The following is a 19272-nucleotide window of genomic DNA, read 5'->3' as shown; positions in this document are numbered from 1 at the left end:
GGACATGGTCCGACTACCCCGAAGTGGCGAACGCACGCGGGCTCCCCGCCACCGCACAAACGCGCCGGGTCGCTACCGCAGGCGCTGGCTGATGACCTTCGACACACCGTCGCCCTGCATGGAGACGCCGTAGAGCGCGTCGGCGACCTCCATCGTGCGCTTCTGGTGCGTGATCACGATCAGCTGGGAGGCCTCCTGGAGCTCCTGCATGATCCGGATCAGCCTCTGGAGGTTGGTGTCGTCGAGGGCGGCCTCGACCTCGTCCATGACGTAGAAGGGGCTCGGACGGGCTTTGAAGATCGAGACGAGCAGCGCCACGGCGGTCAGCGACCGCTCGCCGCCGGAGAGCAGGGACAGCCGCTTGACCTTCTTGCCCGGCGGGCGTGCCTCGACGTCCACGCCCGTGGTGAGCATGTTGTCGGGGTCGGTCAGCACGAGCCGGCCCTCGCCGCCCGGGAAGAGCCGGCCGAAGACACCCTCGAACTCGCGGGCTGTGTCCCGGTAGGCCTCGGTGAAGACCTGCTCGACGCGCTCGTCGACCTCCTTGACGACCTGCAGCAGGTCGGCGCGGGTCTTCTTGAGGTCCTCCAGCTGTTCGCTGAGGAACTGGTGGCGTTCCTCCAGCGCCGCGAACTCCTCCAGGGCGAGCGGGTTGACCTTGCCGAGCTGCTGGTAGGCGCGCTCGGCGGCCTTCAGCCGCTTCTCCTGCTCGGTCCGCACATACGGCCGGGGCAGGTTGCGGGGGTGCTGCGGGTCCTCCGGGAGCTGCTCGCCCTCGGCGGGGGGCGAGGGCGGTACGGGCTGGTGGGGGCCGTACTCCTCCATCAGGCCCGCCGGTTCGACCCCGAGTTCCTCCAGCGCCCTGGTCTCGAGCTGCTCGATGCGCAGCCGCTTCTCGGCGCCGAGCACCTCGCCCCGGTGGACCGAGTCGGTCAGCTTGTCGAGTTCGGCCTTGAGCTCACGGCCATCGGTGCGGGCGGCGGTCAGCTCCTGCTCGCGGCGGGCCTTGGCGGCCTCGGCGGCGGACCGCTCCTCCTCGGCGCGGGCCACGGAGACCTCGACGTGCGCGAGCAGTTGCCGGGCGCCGGAGGCGACCGCAGAGGCGACGTCCGCCTCGTGGCGCAGCCGGGCGCGCCGCTGCTCGGCACGCGCGCGTGCCTCGCGTTCGACGCGGGCGGCCCGGTCCAGCGAGTCGGCCCTGCCGGCCAGCCCCTTGACCCGTTCCTCGTGCGTACGGACCTGGAGGCGGGCCTCCATCTCGGTCTGGCGGGCGTTGGCGCCGTCGGCGGCGAGCCGGTCGCGTGCGGAGGTGTCGGGCTCCTCCTCGATCGGCATCTCCTCGGCCACGGCGAGCCGCTCGGCGAGTTCCTCCACTTCTTGGAGGGCGTTGTCGAGGGCCTCCTGGGCGCGGGCGGCGGCGGCCGCGGAGCGCTCGGCCTCCCCAGCGGCGCCGCGCGCCTGCCCGGCGAGCCCGCCGAGTTGCTGGGCGACGGCCGACTTCTCCCGGTCGGCGGTCCGCCGCCGCTCCCCCAGTTCCTCGACCAGGGCCGCGCACCGGCGGCGCCGCTCGGCGGCCCGTTCCTGGTCCGCGGTCAGCTCCTCGCACCGCACGGCGAGCTGCTCCAGCTCGGCGGCGGCCTCGTCCACGGAGGCCTGTACCTCCAGCAGACTGGGCGCCCCCGCGGAGCCGCCCTGGGCGAAGTACGCCCCTAGCAGATCGCCCTCGGCGGTCACCGCGGTCAGCTCCGGCCGGGCGAGCACCAGGTCCTCCGCGTCCTCCAGCGTCCCCACCACGACGATTCCCCGCAGCAGCCACCGCACGGCGGGCATCAGCTCGGCGGGTCCGCGCACGAACGCGGCGGCGAAGGGCTGGTCCTGGTCGGGTGGGGCCTCGGTGGCTTCCGGTGAGGGGCCCGCGAGGAGCAGTGCGGCCCGGCCCGCGTCCTGTTTGCGCAGCAGGCGGAGGGCGTCGGCCGCCGCGGTGGGGGTGGTCACGGCCAGGGCGTCGGCGGCGGTGCCGAAGGCGGTGGCCAGGGGGGTCTCGTAGCCGGGAGTGACCGTCAGGAGTTCGGCGGCGGGGCCCAGCAGGCCGGTGAGGCGGTCCTTGGCGTCGAGCAGGGCGCCCGTGCCGTCCTTGCGGCGCAGGCCCAGGGCGAGGGCGTCGTGCCGGGCCTGGGTCGCCGCCCGCTTGCGTTCGGCGGCGGTGACCGCCTCGCGGGCCGTGCTGAGGGCGGCCTCCGCCTCGGTGAGCGCCGTCTTCGCCGCCGCGTGCCGCCCGGCCAGCTCCTCGTCGCCCGCGTCGAGGCCGTCGACCTCGGCCTTGAGCGCCTCGTACTCCTCCTGCGCGTGGACGGCCCGTTCCTGGGCCTCGTCCCTGGCGGCGGCCAGCCGCTCGATCTCGGCCCGGGCGGAGGCGGCGCGCGAACGGGCCGCGTTCACCTGGCCGCCCAGCCGGGCCAGGCCCTCACGGCGGTCGGCGATGGCGCGGGCCGCGTCCTTCAGGCGCCGCTCCTCGACGGCCAGTTCCCGCTCCAGCTCGGCGCGGTGGGCGACGGTGTCGTCCAGGGCGCGCTGGGCCGCCTCGAGGGCCGCCTCAAGGCCGGCCTCCTGTTCACGGACGCGCTCGGCCTCGCGTTCCAGTTCCTCGGGGTCGCGGCCGTGCCGCTCCTCGGGGGGCACGGAGGTGGCGCTGTGCACGCGCGCGTCGGCGAGCGAGATCGTGCCGCGTACGCGTTCGGCGAGCTGGGACAGTTCGTACCAGGTCTGCTGGGCGCGCTGGAGGCGCGGGACGAGCCGGCGCACCTCGTCCTCGAGGAGGGCCTCGCGCTGGAGGGCCTTCCTCAGCTCCTGCTCGGCGGCTTCCTTGCGTTCCTTCAGGGCCGCCTCGTCGGCGATCTCGGTCTTCAGGGCCTCGCGCAGGCCGACGAGGTCGTCGGCCAGGAGCCGCAGGCGGGCGTCCCTCAGGTCCGCCTGGATGACCGCGGCCCTGCGCGCGACCGCCGCCTGCCGGCCCAGGGGCTTGAGCTGGCGGCGCAGTTCGTCGGTGAGGTCCTGCACGCGGGCGAGGTTGGCCTGCATCGCGTCCAGTTTCCTGAGCGCCTTCTCCTTGCGCCTGCGGTGCTTGAGGACGCCCGCGGCCTCCTCGATGAAGGCCCGGCGGCCCATGGGGTCGGCGTGCAGGACGGAGTCGAGCTGGCCCTGGCCGACGATGACGTGCATCTCGCGGCCGATGCCGGAGTCGGACAGCAGTTCCTGGATGTCGAGCAGCCGGCAGGTGTCGCCGTTGATCTGGTACTCGCTGCCACCGTTGCGGAACATGATCCGCGTGATGGTGACCTCGGTGTACTCGATGGGCAGGACCCCGTCGGAGTTGTCGATGGTCAGGGACACCTCGGCGCGGCCGAGCGGCGGGCGCCCGGTGGTGCCCGCGAAGATGACGTCCTCCATCTTGCCGCCGCGCAGCGATTTGGCGCCCTGTTCGCCCATGACCCAGCTGAGCGCGTCCACGACGTTGGACTTGCCCGAGCCGTTCGGCCCGACGACGCACGTGATCCCCGGTTCGAACCGGAGCGTGGTCGCCGAGGCGAACGACTTGAACCCTCGGAGGGTCAGGGCCTTGAGGTGCACGCAGCCGGACTTTACCGGCAGCCGCTACCCCACTCCACGAACCCCCGCAACCGCGCGGTTTCACCGTTGAATATGCAGGGCACACCAAATGTTAAAGACGGTGAAAGGATGCGCGGGGGCAACGAAGGCGGGGCAAGAAGGGCGGGGGAAAGAACGAAGGGACGCCGAAGCGTCCCTTGCAACTCTGACAAGTGAGCGGTTGACGGGCAGCCCAACCCCTGTGTCGTTGTGCGATGCAGTGATCAGGTGAGCGCAGGCTCCGCCTGGTGTGCGTCGACGCGCTCCATGATCCTGTCGTGAGAAGCGGCAGCCGTCAGGGCGTCGTTCTCCGCCTGGATCCGCACAAGCTCGGATTCCAGGTCCTGGACGCGCTGCTGGAGCCGTCGCATCTCGGCGAGGAGTCGAGGGTCGGAGCCACCGACGTAACCGAGAAGCGCCTTTGCCATGATGGATGGTCCTCCACACTGAGTGACCGACCGAAGCGGTGTGGGTCGTGAGGGATTCGCACCCGTGGTGCTTGGCACTGCCTGAGTTGTGGTGCCGTTCATCCATGCCAAACAGCTGAGGTGCGCGGGCTTTCAGCGTCTCACCAAAAAGTTTGACGGTCAACACGATCACACCCCGTATCCATGGGTGTCCCGGGGGCGCGCGACCGGAAACCTGGTGGCGCTGCGACTCCTGCGGGCCCTTCGGGGCGTGCGGATCATCCTGCTGTGCGGAGCCTGCCATGCCGCGCGTTTCTTGGCAACCACCTGCTCCTTTTCCCTTCGGGCAGGTGCCCGTGGCAGATGCCGCCGCTGTCGTCCGGGCCCCACCGCGTCACACGGTCAGCGGATCGCGAACCCGTCGTAGCCGCCGCGAGGTGTGTCCCACATCTCGGTGACACCGTCGACGCGTCCGGGCGTGTCGCCGCCCTGCAACCAGTCCAGGAGCTTCTGGCACCCCTCTCGGGCGCCCTCGGCGACCACTTGCACGCGCCCGTCTCCCAGGTTGAGGGCGAAACCGCTCAGGCCTCCGATCTCCAGCGCCCTGGCCCGGGTGAACCAGCGGAAACCCACTCCCTGGACCTGTCCGCGGACCCAGGCGACCAGTCGAACATCCTCGCTCATGGGTGCAACCTAACCGGCCAATGTCTCTCTGGGCACCTCCGCCCCTCGTGCCATGCGGTACCGTCCCGATCCAATGAATCTCATCTGAAACTCACTCGATCGAGTGAGTTGGGTTGACCGCGTCGGCTCAGGGCGCGCGTCGGCCGAGAGAGACGAGGAAGGCCAGCACATGGGACGCCACCGACGTTCGGACGCCGGCCGCGCCGCCACGGGCCGCGCCACGGGGGACAGTCGGACGCACGGTTCGTACGAGTACGAGTACGAACACGATCGCGGTCCGTGGGACAGCCGCCCGCAGGACGACGACGGCCGCCTGGGCATCGCGCCCTATCTGAACCCGGATCTGTACACCGACGCCCGCGCGACCACCCCGGAGTACCTCTTCGACACGGTCGACGGCTCCGCCCACGCCACGACCACCGTGATCTTCCCGGCCGACGGCTTCAGCCCGGCGGACGGACCGCGGGAGCGGGGACACCGCCGGAAGAAGAAGGCCGCGACGCCGGTCCGCACGGGCCTGCTCGGGGTCTCCGCCGCGGTCGCCCTCGGCACCGTCGCGGTCGCCACCGGCGCGGTGCCGGGCCTGGAGAACTACAAGCTGGGCGGCCCGGGCGGCGGCGCGGACAAGGTGCAGGCGGCGGGCTCGCCGACGAACAGCGAGGGCCCGCTGGGCGGCACCTCGGGCAGCGCCGACGCGGGCGGTCAGGCCGGCGGCTCCACGACCAGCCGCGGCGCGGACCGGCCCGTGCCACCGCAGCGGTCCGCCGCCGAGTCGGCCCCGGCCTCCACACCGGACGCGGAATCGTCGGCCACGCCCACGAAGGCACCGGAGGCCAAGCCGACCACGGCCCCGGAGAAGCCGGAGACCACACCGGCCGAGACCGCCTCCGAGGCCCCGGCGAAGACGCAGGCCCCGACCGCCGCCCCCACGCAGGCGGCCGTCGAGGCCGAGGTGCTCAGGCTCGTCAACGAGGAGCGGGCGAAGGTGGGGTGCAGCGCGCTGACGGCGAGCAGCACGCTCGCCGGCCTCGCCCAGGACTTCAGCGAGGCCATGGCCGCGGAGAACTTCTTCGACCACACCGACCCCAGCGGCGCCTCGCCGTGGGACCGGGCGGCGAAGCTCGGCATCACCAGCCTCGGCGGCGAGAACATAGCCCGCGGGCAGGCCGACGCGGAGGCGGTGATGGACGCCTGGATGAACAGCCCCGGCCACCGCGCCAACATACTGAACTGCGACTTCAAGACCCTGGGCGTCGGCGTGCACTTCGGCTCCGGCGGTCCGTGGTGGACGCAGGACTTCGGGTACTAGCACCGCGACAGGCGCCGGCGGGACCCGACCGGCGGATCGTCAGGTGGCGCTGACTTGTGGTTAGCGCCACCTGATGGTCAGCGCTGTGCGCGAGTACGCTCAACGGCATGAGCACTCCGCCGGCCCAGGACCTCCCGTACAGCGTGTTCGCCAGGGCCTGTCCCTCGCGCGGCACGCTGGAGCATGTCACGGGACGCTGGGGCGGGCTGGCGCTGGGCGCCCTGTACGAGGGTTCGCTCCGTTTCAACGAGCTGCGGCGCCGGGTCGACGGCGTGAGCGAGAAGATGCTGTCCCAGACCCTCCAGGCGCTGGAGCGGGACGGCCTGGTGCACCGCGAGGCCCAGCCGACCAATCCGCCGCGGGTGGACTACGAGCTCACGGCGCTGGGCCGCGAGGTCGCCGAACGCCTGCTGGCCCTCATCCACTGCGTGGAGGGGCGCATGGACGAGGTCCTGGCGGCACGCGAGCGCTACGACGCCGTGCGCGGCGCCCGCTGACACGTCGGGCAGTAGTAGCTGGAGCGGTTCATCCACGGGCGGCGGCGCAGCGGGGTCGCGCAGCGGCGGCAGGGCAGGCCCTCGCGGCCGTAGGCGTCCAGGGAGCGGTCGAAGTAGCCGGACTCCCCGTTGACGTTGACGTAGAGGCTGTCGAAGCTGGTGCCGCCGACGGCGAGGGCCTCGTTCATCACCTCCCGGACGTGGGTGAGGAGTTCGGCCGTGCGGGGGCGGGTGAAGGCCGCGGTGGGGCGTTCGTAGTGGACGCGGGAGCGCCACAGGGCCTCGTCCGCGTAGATGTTGCCGACGCCGCTGATCAGGGACTGGTCGAGCAGGGCCCGTTTGATGGTGGTCCGCTTGCGGCGCAGGGCCTGGTGGAAGGCCTCGTCGTCGAACAGCGGGTCGAGGGGGTCGCGGGCGATGTGCGCGATGACGTCGGGCAGCCCGTCGGGGGTGGTGTCGTGCAGTGACAGACCGCCGAAGGTGCGCTGGTCGACGAAGCGGAGTTCGGTGGCCCCCGCCGCGGAGGCGCCCGATGCCGGCGCGTCGGCGAAGCGGACCCGGATGCGCAGGTGCTTCTCGGTGGGCGCGCCGACCGGCTGGACCAGGAGCTGGCCGCTCATGCCGAGGTGGGCCAGGATCGCCTGACCGCTGTCCTCCAGGGGCAGCCAGAGGTACTTGCCCCGGCGGCCGGGGAGGCCGAGCCGGTGGCCCTGGACGCGGTGCGCGAAGTCCTCGGCGCCGGCCGGGTGGCGGCGTACGGCACGCGGGTGCAGCACCTCGACGCCGGCGACGCTGCGGTGCGCCACCCAGCGTTCCAGTCCGCGCCGTACGACCTCGACCTCGGGCAGCTCGGGCATGACTCCCCCGTTCACACGTCGCGGCCGCTGTGGCCGTCACGGGCCGAGCGCCCGCCCCGGGGCGGGGACGGGCGCTCGGTCGCGTTCTGCTGGGCGCGGCCCGTGGGCGGAGGACCGCCGGGCGGCCGCGCTCGGTTTCCCTGTTCTCAGGCGGAGGCCGGCGCGTCACCGGCGTCGTCGGTGGACCCCACCGTCTTGGCGCGCTCGTCCGCCGCGGCCCGGATGGCCCGCCACGCGGACTCCGCGGCCTGCTGCTCCGCCTCCTTCTTGCTGCGGCCGGTGCCGGTGCCGTACGAGACGCCTCCGACGCGGGCGGCAGCAGTGAAGGTCTTCTCATGGTCGGGGCCGGTCTCCGTGACCAGGTACTCGGGCACGCCGAGCCCCTCGGTCGCGGTCAGCTCCTGGAGGCTGGTCTTCCAGTCCAGGCCGGCTCCGAGGTTGGAGGACTTCTCGATCAGCGGGTCGAACAGGCGGTGCACCAGTTCGGAGGCCGCGTCGAGGCCCTGGTCGAGGTAGACCGCGCCGATCACCGCTTCCAGGGTGTCGGCGAGGATGGACGCCTTGTCCCGGCCGCCCGTGCCCTCTTCACCGCGGCCGAGCCGGATGAAGGCGCCCAGGTCGAGGCCGCGCCCGACCTCCGCCAGCGCACGCGAGTTGACCACCGCGGCCCGCAGCTTGGCCAGTTGGCCTTCGGGCAGGTCGGGGTGGGTGCGGTACAGCGTGTCCGTGACGACCAGGCCGAGGACGGAGTCACCGAGGAACTCCAGCCGCTCGTTCGTCGGCAGACCGCCGTTCTCGTACGCGTAGGAACGGTGGGTCAGCGCGCGCACCAGAAGGGCGGACTCGAGCTGGTAGCCGAGCCGCCCTTCCAGAAGCGTGTGGGACGAGGCCGTGTTGTCCGACGGAGCGGCTCCGCGTCGGCGGTGATTGCCCGCTTCGGCGCCTTCCGCCTTCTTGGCAGTGGACACAGTGCCTCTCACCAGCCGCTCAGACCTCGAGGACCTGGCGCTTGTTGTAGGTGCCGCACGACGGGCACGCGATGTGCTGCTGCTTGGGCTCGTGGCAGCGCTCGCACGCAACCAGGGTGGGGACCGCAGCCTTCCACTGCGACCGGCGGTGGCGCGTGTTGCTGCGCGACATCTTCCGCTTCGGAACAGCCACGGCTACTTCTCCTGCTTCTCGTCGGGGCGTGCCGATCGAGGCGCGCCGCCGCTCATCTCGTCCTTCTCGCCGTCCTTCATGGTGTCGGCGAGTCCCTGCAAAGCCGCCCAACGGATGTCGACGGCGTCATGGTGGTGGTCCGGGTCGTCCAGGAGCCGCGCACCGCACTCGGAGCACAGCCCGGAACAGTCTTCCTGGCACACCGGCTGCATCGGCAGTGCGAGCACCACCGCATCGCGCAGCAGAGGTTCGAGGCCGAAGAGTCCGTCCTCGAGGAAGAGCCTGTCCTCGTCGTCCTCGGCGTCGGCGTCGGGCTCCGCGGACACGCGGCCCCGCTCGTCGGCGTCAGGGTACGAGAACAGCTCCTGGAAGTCCGCTTCGAGATCGAGCTCGAGCGGCTCCAGACACCTTACGCACTCCCCCTCGGCCTGTGCACGGGCGGTGCCTGTGACGAGCACCCCTTCCATGACCGACTCGAGCCGGAGTTCGAGCTCCACCGGGGCGCCTTCCGGCACTCCGACGACACCCTGGAGACCGAGGTCCTTGGGGGCGGGGACCGTGCGGGTCAGGCGCTGCAGCGCGCCGGGCCGCCGCCCCAGTTCGTGCGTGTCGAACACGAGAGGGTCACGGTGGTCGAGGCGGGCGTTCTGAGCCATTCCTGCTTTCGGTTTCCGAACTCGGGGGGACGCTGGCCCGGTGGTGTTCCGGGCAGCGCGGATCGCGGACGTATGCGCGACCGAAGGGCCAGGATACTTGACCTTTCGCTCTCGGCCCAATCGGCGGCCTGGCCGGCCGCCGACTAGTGCCGCGGCAGGTGACGTTTGCCCGTCAAGGAGCGGCGTCCGGTGCGTGCTCTGGGGGTCCCCCCTGCTCTTGGGGGAGCGTGCCGGGCGTCGCGACGGGGCAAACGTTGCCTGTCGCGGCACTAGAGTCCGCGGCCCTGTTCGTAGGCGCGCAGCTGCTCGGCGCTGATCATGCCGGTGTCGAAGAGGCTGGTCTCGTCGAGGGCGTGGGCCTGTGGCTGTGCGTAGCCGTGGGGGTCCTGCTGCCCCTGCTGGGCCTGGTTCGGGTCGTAGCCGGCCGGCTGCTGGGCGTCGTAGGCCTGGAAGGCGGCGCCTTCCGCCGGGGCGTAGCCGGTGGCGGCGTACGGATCGGGCTGCTGGTAGCCGTACTGGTCCTGCCGGCCGTAACCCTGCTGGTAGCCGCCGTACGGATCGGGCTGCCCGGGCTGCTGGTAGCCGTAGGCCGGCTGCGGCTCGTACTGCGGCGGGGCGGGCTGCTCGGCGGGCGGGGCCGCCCGTGCCGCCGGGGTCGGCGGGGCGGCCGGGGCGTCGGCCAGGGCCGCGAGGTCGGCGAGGTAGTCGGCGTCGCTGGAGTGCTGGACGGTGGTGGTGTCGTCGGCGAGGGCGCCGAGGTCGTCGGTGGCGATGCGGCCGTGCAGCTTCTGGCGGCCGCGGCCGACGGCCTCCAGGGTCTTGGCGAGGACCGCCTCGAAGGCGCCGAGCTTGGCGTCGACGTACGCGTCGGCGTTGCGGCGCAGGGTCTCCGGGTCGTGGCTGCGCTCGGGGGCGTCCTCGTCCTCGTAGCCGTCCTCGTCGAGGCCGGGGCCGGTGCCGAGCAGCTTCTCGCGGCCGCGGCCGACCGAGCCGAGGGTCTTGGTGAGGACGACCTCGAAGTTGGCGAGCTTGGAGTCGACGTATTCGTCGGCCTCGGCGCGGACCTCCTCGGCCTCCTGCCGGGCCTCGCCGAGGATCCGGTCCGCCTCGGCCTGGGAGCGGCGGGCGACCTCGGTGCCGGAGATCAGCGAGCCGCGCTCGGCGTGTGCCGTCTCGATGATCCGGTCGGCCTCGCGCCGCGCCTCCTGCACCATCTGGTCGCGGTCGCCGATCAGCTCCTGGGCCTGCGCGAGGGAGCCGGGCAGGGCCTGGCGCACCTCGTCGAGCATTGCGAGCAGATCGGCGCGGTTGACCACGCACGAGGCCGACATGGGCATGGACCGGGCGCCGGAGACCGTGGACACGATCTCGTCGAGCTTCTTCTGCACGTCCACCGTGTGCTCGCCACTCTCTACAGGTGTGTTGGACTACCGATGTGTCGGAGACGGACGGGACGACTGTACGTCCATGAGGTGATCGCCGGACACCGGGTGACGGACCGTCAGCCGCCTCAGTCCTTCTTCAGCCGCCCGGTGAGCGCTTCGAGGACCTGTGGCGGCACCAGGTGGGAGACGTCGCCGCCCCAGGCAGCGACCTCCTTGACCAGGGAGGACGACAGGAAGCTGTAGGTGGGGTTGGTCGGCACGAACAGCGTCTCGACCCCGGAGAGGCCGTTGTTCATCTGGGCCATCTGCAGTTCGTAGTCGAAGTCGCTGACCGCGCGCAGGCCCTTGACGATGGCCGGGATGTCGCGCTGCTTGCAGAAGTCGACGAGGAGACCGTGGAAGGCCTCGACGCGGACGTTGCCATACTCGGCGGTGACCTGCCGGATGAGGTCGATCCGCTCGTCGATCTCGAACAGGCCCTTCTTCGACTGGTTGATCATCACCGCGACGTAGACCTCGTCGTAGAGACGGGAGGCGCGGGCGATAATGTCCAGGTGTCCGTTGGTGATGGGGTCGAACGACCCGGGGCAGACGGCGCGGCGCACTTGAGATCCCTCGCTCTCCGGTCCGGTCATCGTGCGTCTTCGCACGTAGAGGCGGCGCGACCGTACCAAAACGTCCCCTCGCCGTAGCGACGGGCCCGGATCGCGTCGAACCCTCGCGGCCACGTGAATTCCCCGCCCCTGGTGCTGCGCTCCACGGTGACGAGGGCGTCCGCCGTGAGCCAGCCCTGGGTGCGGAGTGTGAGCAGGATCTCGCGAAGATCGTCGTCGGAGACCGCGTACGGCGGGTCGAGGAAGACGATGTCGTAGGGCTCCGCGGGGGGCGGGGTGTGGACGATCTGTTCCGCTTTGCCCGCCCGTACCTCGGCGCCGGGGAGGCCGAGCGCCTTCACGTTCTCCCGGACGGTGCGGACCGCTCGCTGGTCGGCCTCCACGAGCAGGATGTGCCCGGCGCCCCGGGACAGCGCCTCCAGGCCGACGGCGCCCGAGCCGGCGTACAGGTCCAGGACGCGCTCGCCGTCCAGCGGGCCGCCGAGCAACGACTGCCAGGTGGAGAACAGTCCTTCGCGCGCCCGGTCCGAGGTGGGGCGGGTTCCGCTGCCCGGCGGTACGGCGAGACGGCGTCCGCCGGCCCGGCCGGCGATCACGCGGGTCATGTCTGGGTCCTTGCTTGTCGGTGACGGCCTGGTCGGTGGCGGCCGTGGCGGTGGCGGCTCGGATGCGGCCGGTCCCAGTCTGTCAGCCCTTCTCCAGGTACTGCTCCCGCTCCTCGTCCAGCAAGGCGTCCAGCGCCGTGCGCAGCCCGGGCAGGCGCTCCAGCTCGGGATCGGCGGCCACCACCGCGGCGGCCTCCTCGCGGGCCTCGGCGATGATCTCCTCGTCGTCGATGACGGCGAGCACCCGCAGGCTGGAGCGGGCGCCGGACTGGGCCTGGCCGAGGACGTCGCCCTCGCGGCGCTGTTCGAGGTCGATGCGGGAGAGCTCGAAGCCGTCCAGGGTGGAGGCCACCGCGTTCAGCCGCTGCCGGGCGGCGCTCGCCTCCGGCATCTCGGTGACCAGCAGGCACAGGCCGGGCGCCGCGCCACGGCCGACGCGACCGCGCAACTGGTGCAGTTGGGAGACGCCGAAGCGGTCGGCGTCCATGATCACCATCGCCGTGGCGTTCGGCACGTTCACACCGACCTCGATGACCGTGGTGGCGACCAGGACGTCGGTCTCGCCGGCGGCGAAGCGGCGCATGACCGCGTCCTTGTCGTCGGGCTGCATACGGCCGTGCAGCACCTCGACCCGCAGGCCGTGCAGCGGGCCCTCGGCGAGCCGGCCGGCGATGTCCAGCACGGCGAGCGGCGGGCGCTTCTCCGCCTCGTCCTCGGCGGACTTCTTCGCGGCGGCCTTCTGCGGACCCTCCTCCTCGTCCCCGATGCGCGGGCAGACCACGTACGCCTGGTGGCCCTTCGCCACCTCCTCGCGCACCCGCTCCCAGGCCCTCGCCAGGAAGTGCGGTTTGTCGGCGGCCGGTACGACATGGCTGGCGATGGGCGAGCGGCCCGCGGGGAGCTGGTCGAGGACGGAGGTCTCCAGATCGCCGAAGACGGTCATCGCGACCGTGCGCGGAATGGGCGTGGCGGTCATGACCAGCAGGTGCGGGGTCCGCTTCTCCCCCTGGGAGTGCCCCTTGCCGCGCAGGGCGTCGCGCTGCTCGACGCCGAAACGGTGCTGCTCGTCCACCACGACGAGCCCCAGGTCGTCGAACCGGACCTTGTCCTCGATCAGCGCGTGCGTGCCGATGACGATGCCCGCCTCGCCGGTGGCCAGGTCGAGCAGGGCCCGCCGGCGGGCCGCGGCGCCCATGGAGCCGGTGAGCAGCACCACCTTGGTGGCCTGCTCGGCGCCGCCCAGCATGCCTCCCTCCGCCAGTTCCCCCATCATCTCGGTGATCGACCGGTGGTGCTGCTGGGCCAGCACCTCGGTGGGCGCGAGCATCGCGGCCTGCCCGCCGGCGTCGACGACGGCGAGCATGGCGCGCAGGGCGACGAGCGTCTTGCCGCTGCCGACCTCTCCCTGGAGCAGGCGGTGCATCGGGTGCTCGGTGGCGAGGTCGGCGAAGATCTCGCGGGAGACCTTCCGCTGCCCCTCGGTGAGGGTGAAGGGGAGGCGGTCGTCGAAGGCCGCGAGGAGTCCGTCCGGGGCGGGCACGCGGGCGACGGCGGGAAGTTGGCCGTCCGCGTGGCGGCGGCGGGCGAGGGCGACCTGGAGGACGAAGGCCTCGTCCCACTTCAGGCGGGCGTGCGCGTCGGCGATGTCCGCCTTGCTGTGCGGGCGGTGGACCTTGAGCAGGGCCTCGGGGAGGGTGACCAGCCCGCGGCCCGCGCGCAGCGACTCGGGCAGCGGGTCGAGCGCCTCCTGGGCGCTGGGCAGGACGGTCTGGACGGCCTTGCCGATCTTCCAGGACTCCAGCTTGGCGGTGGCCGGGTACAGCGGGATGAGGGCGCCGGCCCAGCTCTCGACCGCCTCTCCGTCCTCGCCCTTCAGCAACTCGTACGCCGGGTGGGCCAGTTGCAGCCGCCGGTTGAAGACCGAGACCTTGCCCGCGAACATCGCGCGTGTGCCCGGCAGGAGTTCCTTGTGGGGCTTGTGCACGCCGTTGCCGAAGAAGACCAGTTGGAGCCGGCCGCTGCCGTCCGTGATCGTCACCTCCAGGCGCTGGCCCTTGCCGCGCGGCGCGCGGGCGGAGGCGAAGGTGTGCAGGCGGGCGTCGGCGACCTGGGCGACCACGGTGACGTGCTCGTCCATGGGCAGGTCGGCGAGGTGGGTGAGCTGGCCGCGCTCCTCGTACCTGCGCGGGTAGTGGTGCAGGAGGTCGCCGACCGTGTGCAGGCCGAGGTGCTCGGCCATCACCTTCGCGGTGGCGGGGCCGAGCACTGACTTCAGTGGCTGTTTCAGTGGTTCTTGCAGTGCGGGCACGGGATCCATTGCACACCACGGCACCGACAATGCCGTAAACCTGGCGCGAAACCCCTGGTCAGCCGGGCCGTCCGGGCTCTAGGATGACGCGCTCCGGCCATCCACGCGGCAGCCGCCTCACAGGTGCCGCCCTACCCCGCGCCGACCCGAAGTCCCCCCACCGGCGCTGCGACGATGGACTTCCAGACCTCACAGTCAGCACAGGCATCCCAGTCAGCACAATCGTCCCCAGAGCCCCGCCCGGCCCATATGTTCCAGGTCGATCTGCGGGGACTGGTGGACCTGCTCTCCCATCACCTGTACTCCAGCCCCAAGGTCTACCTGCGCGAACTGCTCCAGAACGCCGTGGACGCCATCACCGCCCGGCGCGCGGAGGAGCCGGGCGCCCCGGCGCGCGTACGGCTGTACGCGGACGGCGGCACCCTCCGCATGGAGGACACCGGCGTCGGCCTCACCGAGTCCGACGTGCACGAACTGCTGGCCACCATCGGGCGCAGCTCCAAGCGGGCCGAGGGCCTGGGAGAGGCGCGCTCGGACTTCCTCGGCCAGTTCGGCATCGGCCTGCTGGCCTGCTTCGTGGTGGCCGAGCGGATCCGGGTGGTCAGCCGCAGCGCCCGGACGCCCGAGGCGCCTCCCGTGGAGTGGACGGCGCGCGACGACGGCTCGTACACCGTGCGGACCCTGCCGGACTCCGCCCGCCCCGAACCCGGCACGACCGTCCACCTCCAGGCACGCGCCGGGGCGGGCGAATGGCTCACCGAGCGGCGAGTCCTCGCGCTGGCACGGGACTTCGGGTCGCTGCTGCCGTACGACGTCCGGGTGGGCGAGGAGGCGGTCACCGACCTGCCGGCACCCTGGGACCGGGCGTACCCCTCCCCCGCGGCCCGCCGGGTCGCGCTGGCCCGGCACTGCCACGAGGCGTTCGGGTTCACTCCCCTGGACACCATCGGGCTGGACGTGCCGCTGGCCGGGATCCGCGGGGTGGCGTACGTGCTGCCGTCGGCGGTCAGCCCGGCGCAGCGGGCGGGTCACCGCGTGCACCTGAAGGGCATGCTGCTGACCGAGCGGGCCGAACAGCTGCTGCCCGACTGGGCGTTCTTCGTGCGCTGCGTCCTCGACACGGACAGTCTGCGGCCCACCGCCTCGCGGGAGTCGCTCTACGAGGACGAGACGCTGGCCGCCGTGCGTGAGGCGCTCGGGGAGCGGATACGGTCCTGGCTGACCTCTCTCGCGGCCGGCGATCCGGAACGCCTGGAGGCGTTCCTGTCGGTGCACTTCCTGGGCGTGAAGTCGCTGGCCCGGCACGACGCGGAGATGCTGCGCACGATGCTGCCGTGGCTGCCCTTCGAGACGACCGACGGGCGGCTGTCCCTGGAGGAGTTCGCGCAGCGGCACCCCGTCGTCCACTTCACCCGCACGGTCGAGGAGTACCGGCAGGTCGCGCCGATCGCGTCCGCGCAGGGCGTCGGCGTCGTCAACGGCGGCTACACCTACGACAGCGAGCTGGTCGAGGCGCTGCCGTCGGTGCGCCCGGGGACGGTGGTCGCCGAGCTGGACGCGGACACCGTGACCGCGCACCTGGACTCCGTCGACCCGGCCGAGGAGCTGGCCCTGTCGGGATTCCTGGCCGCCGCGCGGGACCGGCTCGACCCGCTGGGCTGCGACGTCGTGCTGCGCGCCTTCCACCCGCTGTCCGTGCCCGCGCTGCACCTGGACGACCGGGCGGCCCGGCACGAGCAGGCGCGCGCCGAGGCCGAGGAGCAGGCGGACGACCTGTGGGCGGGCATCCTCGGCTCGCTGCGGGGCGGCGCCCCGCGCGCGCGTCTGGTGCTCAACCACCTCAACCCGCTGATCCGCCGCATCGGTTCGCTCGGCGACCCGGAGCTGATCGGCACCGCGACCGAGTCGCTGTACGGGCAGGCGCTGCTGATGGCGCGGCGCCCGCTGCGGCCGGCGGATTCGGCGCTGCTGAACCGGGCGTTCATCGGCCTGCTGGAGTGGGCCACGCACAGCGGCACCGGCACGACGGGGGACGGCCACCGATGAGTGGGATCAGCGACTTCGACTCGCTGCGCCGGGAGTTGGCGGCCAACGGCGAGCGGCCGGAGGGCCCGGCCCGCAACGCGCGCGCGGAGCTGCTGCTCGCCGAGGCCGAGCGGCTGAACATCCCGCTCGCCGTGATCGAGGCGCTCGGACACCAGCTCAAGGTCTACAACTACAGCTCCGAGAAGGACAGGATGTTCGTCCCGTTCGCGCGGCTGCTGCGCATGTGGGACGAACGCCCCGAGGACTTCGACGAGTACGAGACCCACTCGCTGCACTGGGTCTTCAAGTGGATGTCGGCGGGCATGCTGGGCCAGCCGCACATCCCGCTGGCCTCGATCGAGAAGTGGCTCGGCGAGATGGAGCACCGCTACCGGCTCGCTGGCCACTCCGAACGGGCCGTGCGCAGCGCCGAGTTCAGTGTCGCCCGGCACATCGGGGACCTCCCTCGGGCGGAGCGCGCGTACGCGGCGTGGCTGGCCGCCGACCGGGACCGCATGGCCGACTGCCACGCCTGCGAACTGCACGGCCAGGGCCGGTGGCAGGCCGAGTGCGGCCGGGACGCGGAGGCGGTCGAGCTGTGGCGGCCGGTGCTGGACGGCGAGTTCTCCTGCGCCCACGAGCCGCACGGCGTCCTCGCCTCCTCGCTGCTGCCGCTGCTGCGGCTCGGCCGCCTCGACGAGGCGCGCGCCCACCATCTGCGGGGCCTGAGGCTGGTGCGGCCGATGGAGAGCATGCGGAGCGCCTACGCCGCCCACGTGGAGTTCTGCGCGCTGACCGGCAACGAGGCGCGGGCCCTGGAGCTGCTGGCCGAGCGGCCGGCGTACTTCACGGACGACGGGAACCCGCTCAGCAGGCTGGACTTCCTGGCGGTGACGGCCCTGCTCATGGACCGGCTGGCCGAGCTGGGACGGGACGGGCAGACGGTGCCGGGTCCCGCGGGGCGCGCGTGGACGGCCGGCGAACTCGCCGAGCACGCGCGCGCGGACGCGTCCGCCCTGGCGGCACGCTTCGACGAGCGCAACGGCACGGACCGGGTCGGCGAGCGGGCACGCGCGCGCATGGCGCAGCGCCCGCTGCTGGACCGGCTGCCGCTGGGCGTGCGCACGGCTCGGCGGACCGCCGGTGCCGCTGCGGCTCCCGCCGCACGGGTCCCCGTCGAGACGCCGGCCGCGGTCGCGCCCGAGGGGGCCGCCCTGCCCGAGCTGATCGCCGAGGCGCGGCGGCTGTCGGACACCCTGCGCCCGTACGCCGTGGAGGCGTGGGCGGCGGTCGCGCGGGCCGCGGAGGGCGTCGGGCTGGCGGCCCGGGACCGGGCCGAGATCGCCGACCACGAGGCGATGGGCCGGGGCCCGGAGGGTGCCGCCCTGTTCGAGCGGGCCGCCGAGTTGTACGCGCGTGCGGGCGATCCGGGCGAGGCGCTGGCCGCACGCTCGCGTGCCGCGTACACGAGGGCGCTGACCGGGGACGTGGAGGGGGCGCTCGCCGCGGTCGCCGAGCCCTACCAGCGGGTCCGCGCGCTGTACGCGGAGAAGCGCACCGGAGTACGGCAGACGGCGTCCGTGGTGATGGGCCGGGCACGGATCCTGATACGGCCGGTGTACGAGGCCGAGGGGCCCGTGGACCCGGGGGCGCTGTCCGCCGCCGGGGAGGCCGTGCGGGAGGTCCTGGCCCTCGTGGAGGGGCACACCGGGGACGATGTGCGGCTCGCGGCCCGGGCGGCCGAGGCGCGGGCGATGCTCGCCGAGGTCGCCGCGCGCGCCGGGGACCTGCGGGGCGCCGCGGAGCTGTTCGAGCGGGCCGCGGCCGAGTACGCCGAGGCGGGTGTGCCGTGGTTCGCGGTGGAGTACGAGGCCCGGCTGGCGGCGCTCGCGCACCATCTGGGCGACCCGGAGGGCGCCGAGCGGGCGCTGCGGGCGGCCCTGGAGCACGGCGGGGCGTATCTGGAGGCGCCGGGGCGGGCACAGCTGCACCTTCAGCTCGCGGAGGTGCTCGGCGGTCTCGACCGGGCCGAGGAGGCGGCGGAGCACGCTCTGGAGGCGGCGCACTGGGCCGACGAGGCGGGCGGGGGACCGGCGCTCGGGGCCTGGGCCCGGCAGCAGCTCGGCGGTCTGCTGCTGCGGCTGGGGCGGTGGGCGGAGGCCGCCGAGGTGCTGGAGTCCGCGCTGCCGGACCTGTCCGCGGACACGCACGGAGACGGGGCCGTCGTGCAGACGCAGTGGTGGCTCGGCGACTGTCTGAGCGAGCTCGGGGAGCACCGTGCGGCGGCCGAACGCCGGCTCCAGGCCGCCGAGATCGCCCGGCACTGGCCCGAGCAGCAGGACCACGCGACCCTCGCCCATCTGGCCGCCGAGTCGCTGAGCCGGGCCGGGCTGCACGAGGAGGCGGACCGTGCGTACACGCGCGCGGGCGACCTGTGGCGCTCCCTGGGCGACGTGCACGGCCTGGTCCGCGCCCTGCGCGCACGCGCGTGGCTGGCGTCGGGCACCGAGGCCGGCGGCCTGGACGCGGCGCGGGAGCTGATGGGGGCCGCGGTCACCGAGTGCGAGGCGGCGCTGGCCGCGGTGGACGACGACGCGGCGGCGCGGCAGCGGCTCGTCGCCGAACTCGGGCAGACCCACCGGCAGTTCGGCGACCTTCTCGCGGACGGCGCGGCGGCCGAGGAGGCCCTGTCCCGGCTGGAGCAGGCGATCGCCTCCTTCGCCGAGCTGGGTCCGGCCGCCCTGCACGACCGCACCGGAGCGGAACTCGCCGCGGGCCGGCTGGCAGCCGACCTGGGCCACACCGCGGAGGCCACGGCTCACGCACGTGCCGTACTGGCGGCCTACGAGGACGACGAGATGTCACCCCGGCGCCCGGAAGCCGAAAGGCTCCTCCGAGCCCTTGAGAAAGGCTCGGACGACTGACCGACGGCCAAGGAGCGGAACGCTGGACCACCGGCGCCCACCCCGGGCCGCCCCGCAACGCCACGCACACACGCGTGCCGTGACGGCAGCCTACGAACCCACCGCCGCCCAGATCCCGCCCGCCCGGAAGCCGAAAGGCCTCTGCACGGCCTGAAGGCCGGCTCGGACAACTGCCCGGCGGCCCCGGAACGGAAC

General features: G+C 73.0%; 15 protein-coding genes. 4 read left to right on the top strand and 11 right to left on the bottom strand.

Features of this window, described 5'->3' with window-relative positions; translation table 11 throughout:
- Positions 1-72 precede the first annotated feature (72 nt).
- From smc to ACF09J_RS23090, 3 genes are all read right to left on the bottom strand, one after another.
- Entirely contained in the window at positions 73-3627 is a 3555-nt protein-coding gene (gene smc / locus ACF09J_RS23100; RefSeq protein ID WP_392307321.1) for a chromosome segregation protein SMC, read from the bottom strand.
- Positions 3628-3869: 242 nt separating this feature from the next.
- The gene (locus tag ACF09J_RS23095) at positions 3870-4073 is read right to left on the bottom strand and encodes a hypothetical protein (protein WP_009190853.1); all 204 of its coding nucleotides are present in this window, start codon (positions 4071-4073) and stop codon (positions 3870-3872) included.
- 381 nt (positions 4074-4454) lie between these two features.
- Entirely contained in the window at positions 4455-4736 is a 282-nt protein-coding gene (locus ACF09J_RS23090) for an acylphosphatase (RefSeq protein WP_392307320.1), read from the bottom strand.
- A gap of 169 nt (positions 4737-4905) precedes the next feature.
- Between ACF09J_RS23090 and ACF09J_RS23085 the strand changes: the two genes are divergently transcribed.
- Both ACF09J_RS23085 and ACF09J_RS23080 read left to right on the top strand, forming a co-directional pair.
- On the top strand, positions 4906-6045 hold the full coding sequence (locus ACF09J_RS23085) for a CAP domain-containing protein (RefSeq protein WP_392307319.1): 1140 nt from the start codon (positions 4906-4908) through the stop codon (positions 6043-6045).
- Between the two features lie 107 nt (positions 6046-6152).
- Positions 6153-6542: a winged helix-turn-helix transcriptional regulator gene (locus ACF09J_RS23080; protein WP_392307318.1), complete on the top strand. Its 390-nt coding sequence runs from the start codon at positions 6153-6155 to the stop codon at positions 6540-6542.
- Here ACF09J_RS23080 and mutM read toward each other — a convergent pair.
- The 8 genes from mutM to recG form a co-directional block, all read right to left on the bottom strand.
- Positions 6515-7399 carry a bifunctional DNA-formamidopyrimidine glycosylase/DNA-(apurinic or apyrimidinic site) lyase gene (gene mutM, locus ACF09J_RS23075; RefSeq protein ID WP_392307317.1) on the bottom strand — a complete coding sequence of 295 codons (885 nt, stop codon included), beginning with the start codon at positions 7397-7399 and terminating at the stop codon, positions 6515-6517. The genes ACF09J_RS23080 and mutM overlap by 28 nt on opposite strands.
- Positions 7400-7545: 146 nt before the next feature.
- A complete protein-coding gene (gene rnc / locus ACF09J_RS23070) occupies positions 7546-8379 on the bottom strand; it encodes a ribonuclease III (RefSeq protein WP_392307316.1) in 834 nt (277 codons plus the stop codon).
- A 7-nt stretch (positions 8380-8386) separates the two neighbouring features.
- On the bottom strand, positions 8387-8560 hold the full coding sequence (rpmF, locus tag ACF09J_RS23065; RefSeq protein WP_003951102.1) for a 50S ribosomal protein L32: 174 nt from the start codon (positions 8558-8560) through the stop codon (positions 8387-8389).
- A 2-nt stretch (positions 8561-8562) separates the two neighbouring features.
- Positions 8563-9216 (bottom strand): YceD family protein, encoded by a 654-nt coding sequence (locus tag ACF09J_RS23060; protein WP_392307315.1) that lies wholly within the window; start codon positions 9214-9216, stop codon positions 8563-8565.
- 269 nt (positions 9217-9485) lie between these two features.
- Positions 9486-10610, bottom strand: coding sequence for an ATP synthase F0 subunit B (locus ACF09J_RS23055; RefSeq protein WP_392307314.1), 1125 nt, complete (start codon positions 10608-10610; stop codon positions 9486-9488).
- A 116-nt stretch (positions 10611-10726) separates the two neighbouring features.
- Positions 10727-11206: a pantetheine-phosphate adenylyltransferase gene (coaD, locus tag ACF09J_RS23050; protein WP_392307313.1), complete on the bottom strand. Its 480-nt coding sequence runs from the start codon at positions 11204-11206 to the stop codon at positions 10727-10729.
- Between the two features lie 26 nt (positions 11207-11232).
- Positions 11233-11820 (bottom strand): 16S rRNA (guanine(966)-N(2))-methyltransferase RsmD, encoded by a 588-nt coding sequence (gene rsmD, locus ACF09J_RS23045; protein WP_392307312.1) that lies wholly within the window; start codon positions 11818-11820, stop codon positions 11233-11235.
- Between the two features lie 82 nt (positions 11821-11902).
- A complete protein-coding gene (gene recG, locus ACF09J_RS23040) occupies positions 11903-14137 on the bottom strand; it encodes an ATP-dependent DNA helicase RecG (protein WP_392307311.1) in 2235 nt (744 codons plus the stop codon).
- 165 nt (positions 14138-14302) lie between these two features.
- On the opposite strand from recG, the gene ACF09J_RS23035 reads away from it, so the two are divergent.
- Together ACF09J_RS23035 and ACF09J_RS23030 are read left to right on the top strand one after the other, a co-directional pair.
- The gene (locus ACF09J_RS23035; RefSeq protein ID WP_392307310.1) at positions 14303-16174 is read left to right on the top strand and encodes an HSP90 family protein; all 1872 of its coding nucleotides are present in this window, start codon (positions 14303-14305) and stop codon (positions 16172-16174) included.
- Positions 16171-19077 (top strand): tetratricopeptide repeat protein, encoded by a 2907-nt coding sequence (locus ACF09J_RS23030; RefSeq protein ID WP_392307309.1) that lies wholly within the window; start codon positions 16171-16173, stop codon positions 19075-19077. Before ACF09J_RS23035 ends, ACF09J_RS23030 begins: the two co-directional genes overlap by 4 nt.
- The last annotated feature ends 195 nt before the right edge of the window (positions 19078-19272 follow it).

It is taken from the genome of Streptomyces sp. NPDC014889 (assembly GCF_043081205.1).
Lineage (GTDB): Bacteria > Actinomycetota > Actinomycetes > Streptomycetales > Streptomycetaceae > Streptomyces.
The sequence above is the reverse complement of the archived record's forward strand: the minus strand, read 5'-3'. Positions and strand labels throughout refer to the sequence as shown.

Coding starts and splice junctions, on each gene's coding strand:
- ACF09J_RS23060 (WP_392307315.1), bottom strand. CDS start 9,216: ATGGCTCAGAACGCCCGCCTCGACCACCGTGACCCTCTCGTGTTCGAC.
- ACF09J_RS23090 (WP_392307320.1), bottom strand. CDS start 4,736: ATGAGCGAGGATGTTCGACTGGTCGCCTGGGTCCGCGGACAGGTCCAG.
- ACF09J_RS23035 (WP_392307310.1), top strand. CDS start 14,303: ATGGACTTCCAGACCTCACAGTCAGCACAGGCATCCCAGTCAGCACAA.
- recG (WP_392307311.1), bottom strand. CDS start 14,137: ATGGATCCCGTGCCCGCACTGCAAGAACCACTGAAACAGCCACTGAAG.
- ACF09J_RS23095 (WP_009190853.1), bottom strand. CDS start 4,073: ATGGCAAAGGCGCTTCTCGGTTACGTCGGTGGCTCCGACCCTCGACTC.
- ACF09J_RS23030 (WP_392307309.1), top strand. CDS start 16,171: ATGAGTGGGATCAGCGACTTCGACTCGCTGCGCCGGGAGTTGGCGGCC.
- ACF09J_RS23085 (WP_392307319.1), top strand. CDS start 4,906: ATGGGACGCCACCGACGTTCGGACGCCGGCCGCGCCGCCACGGGCCGC.
- mutM (WP_392307317.1), bottom strand. CDS start 7,399: ATGCCCGAGCTGCCCGAGGTCGAGGTCGTACGGCGCGGACTGGAACGC.
- ACF09J_RS23080 (WP_392307318.1), top strand. CDS start 6,153: ATGAGCACTCCGCCGGCCCAGGACCTCCCGTACAGCGTGTTCGCCAGG.
- rsmD (WP_392307312.1), bottom strand. CDS start 11,820: ATGACCCGCGTGATCGCCGGCCGGGCCGGCGGACGCCGTCTCGCCGTA.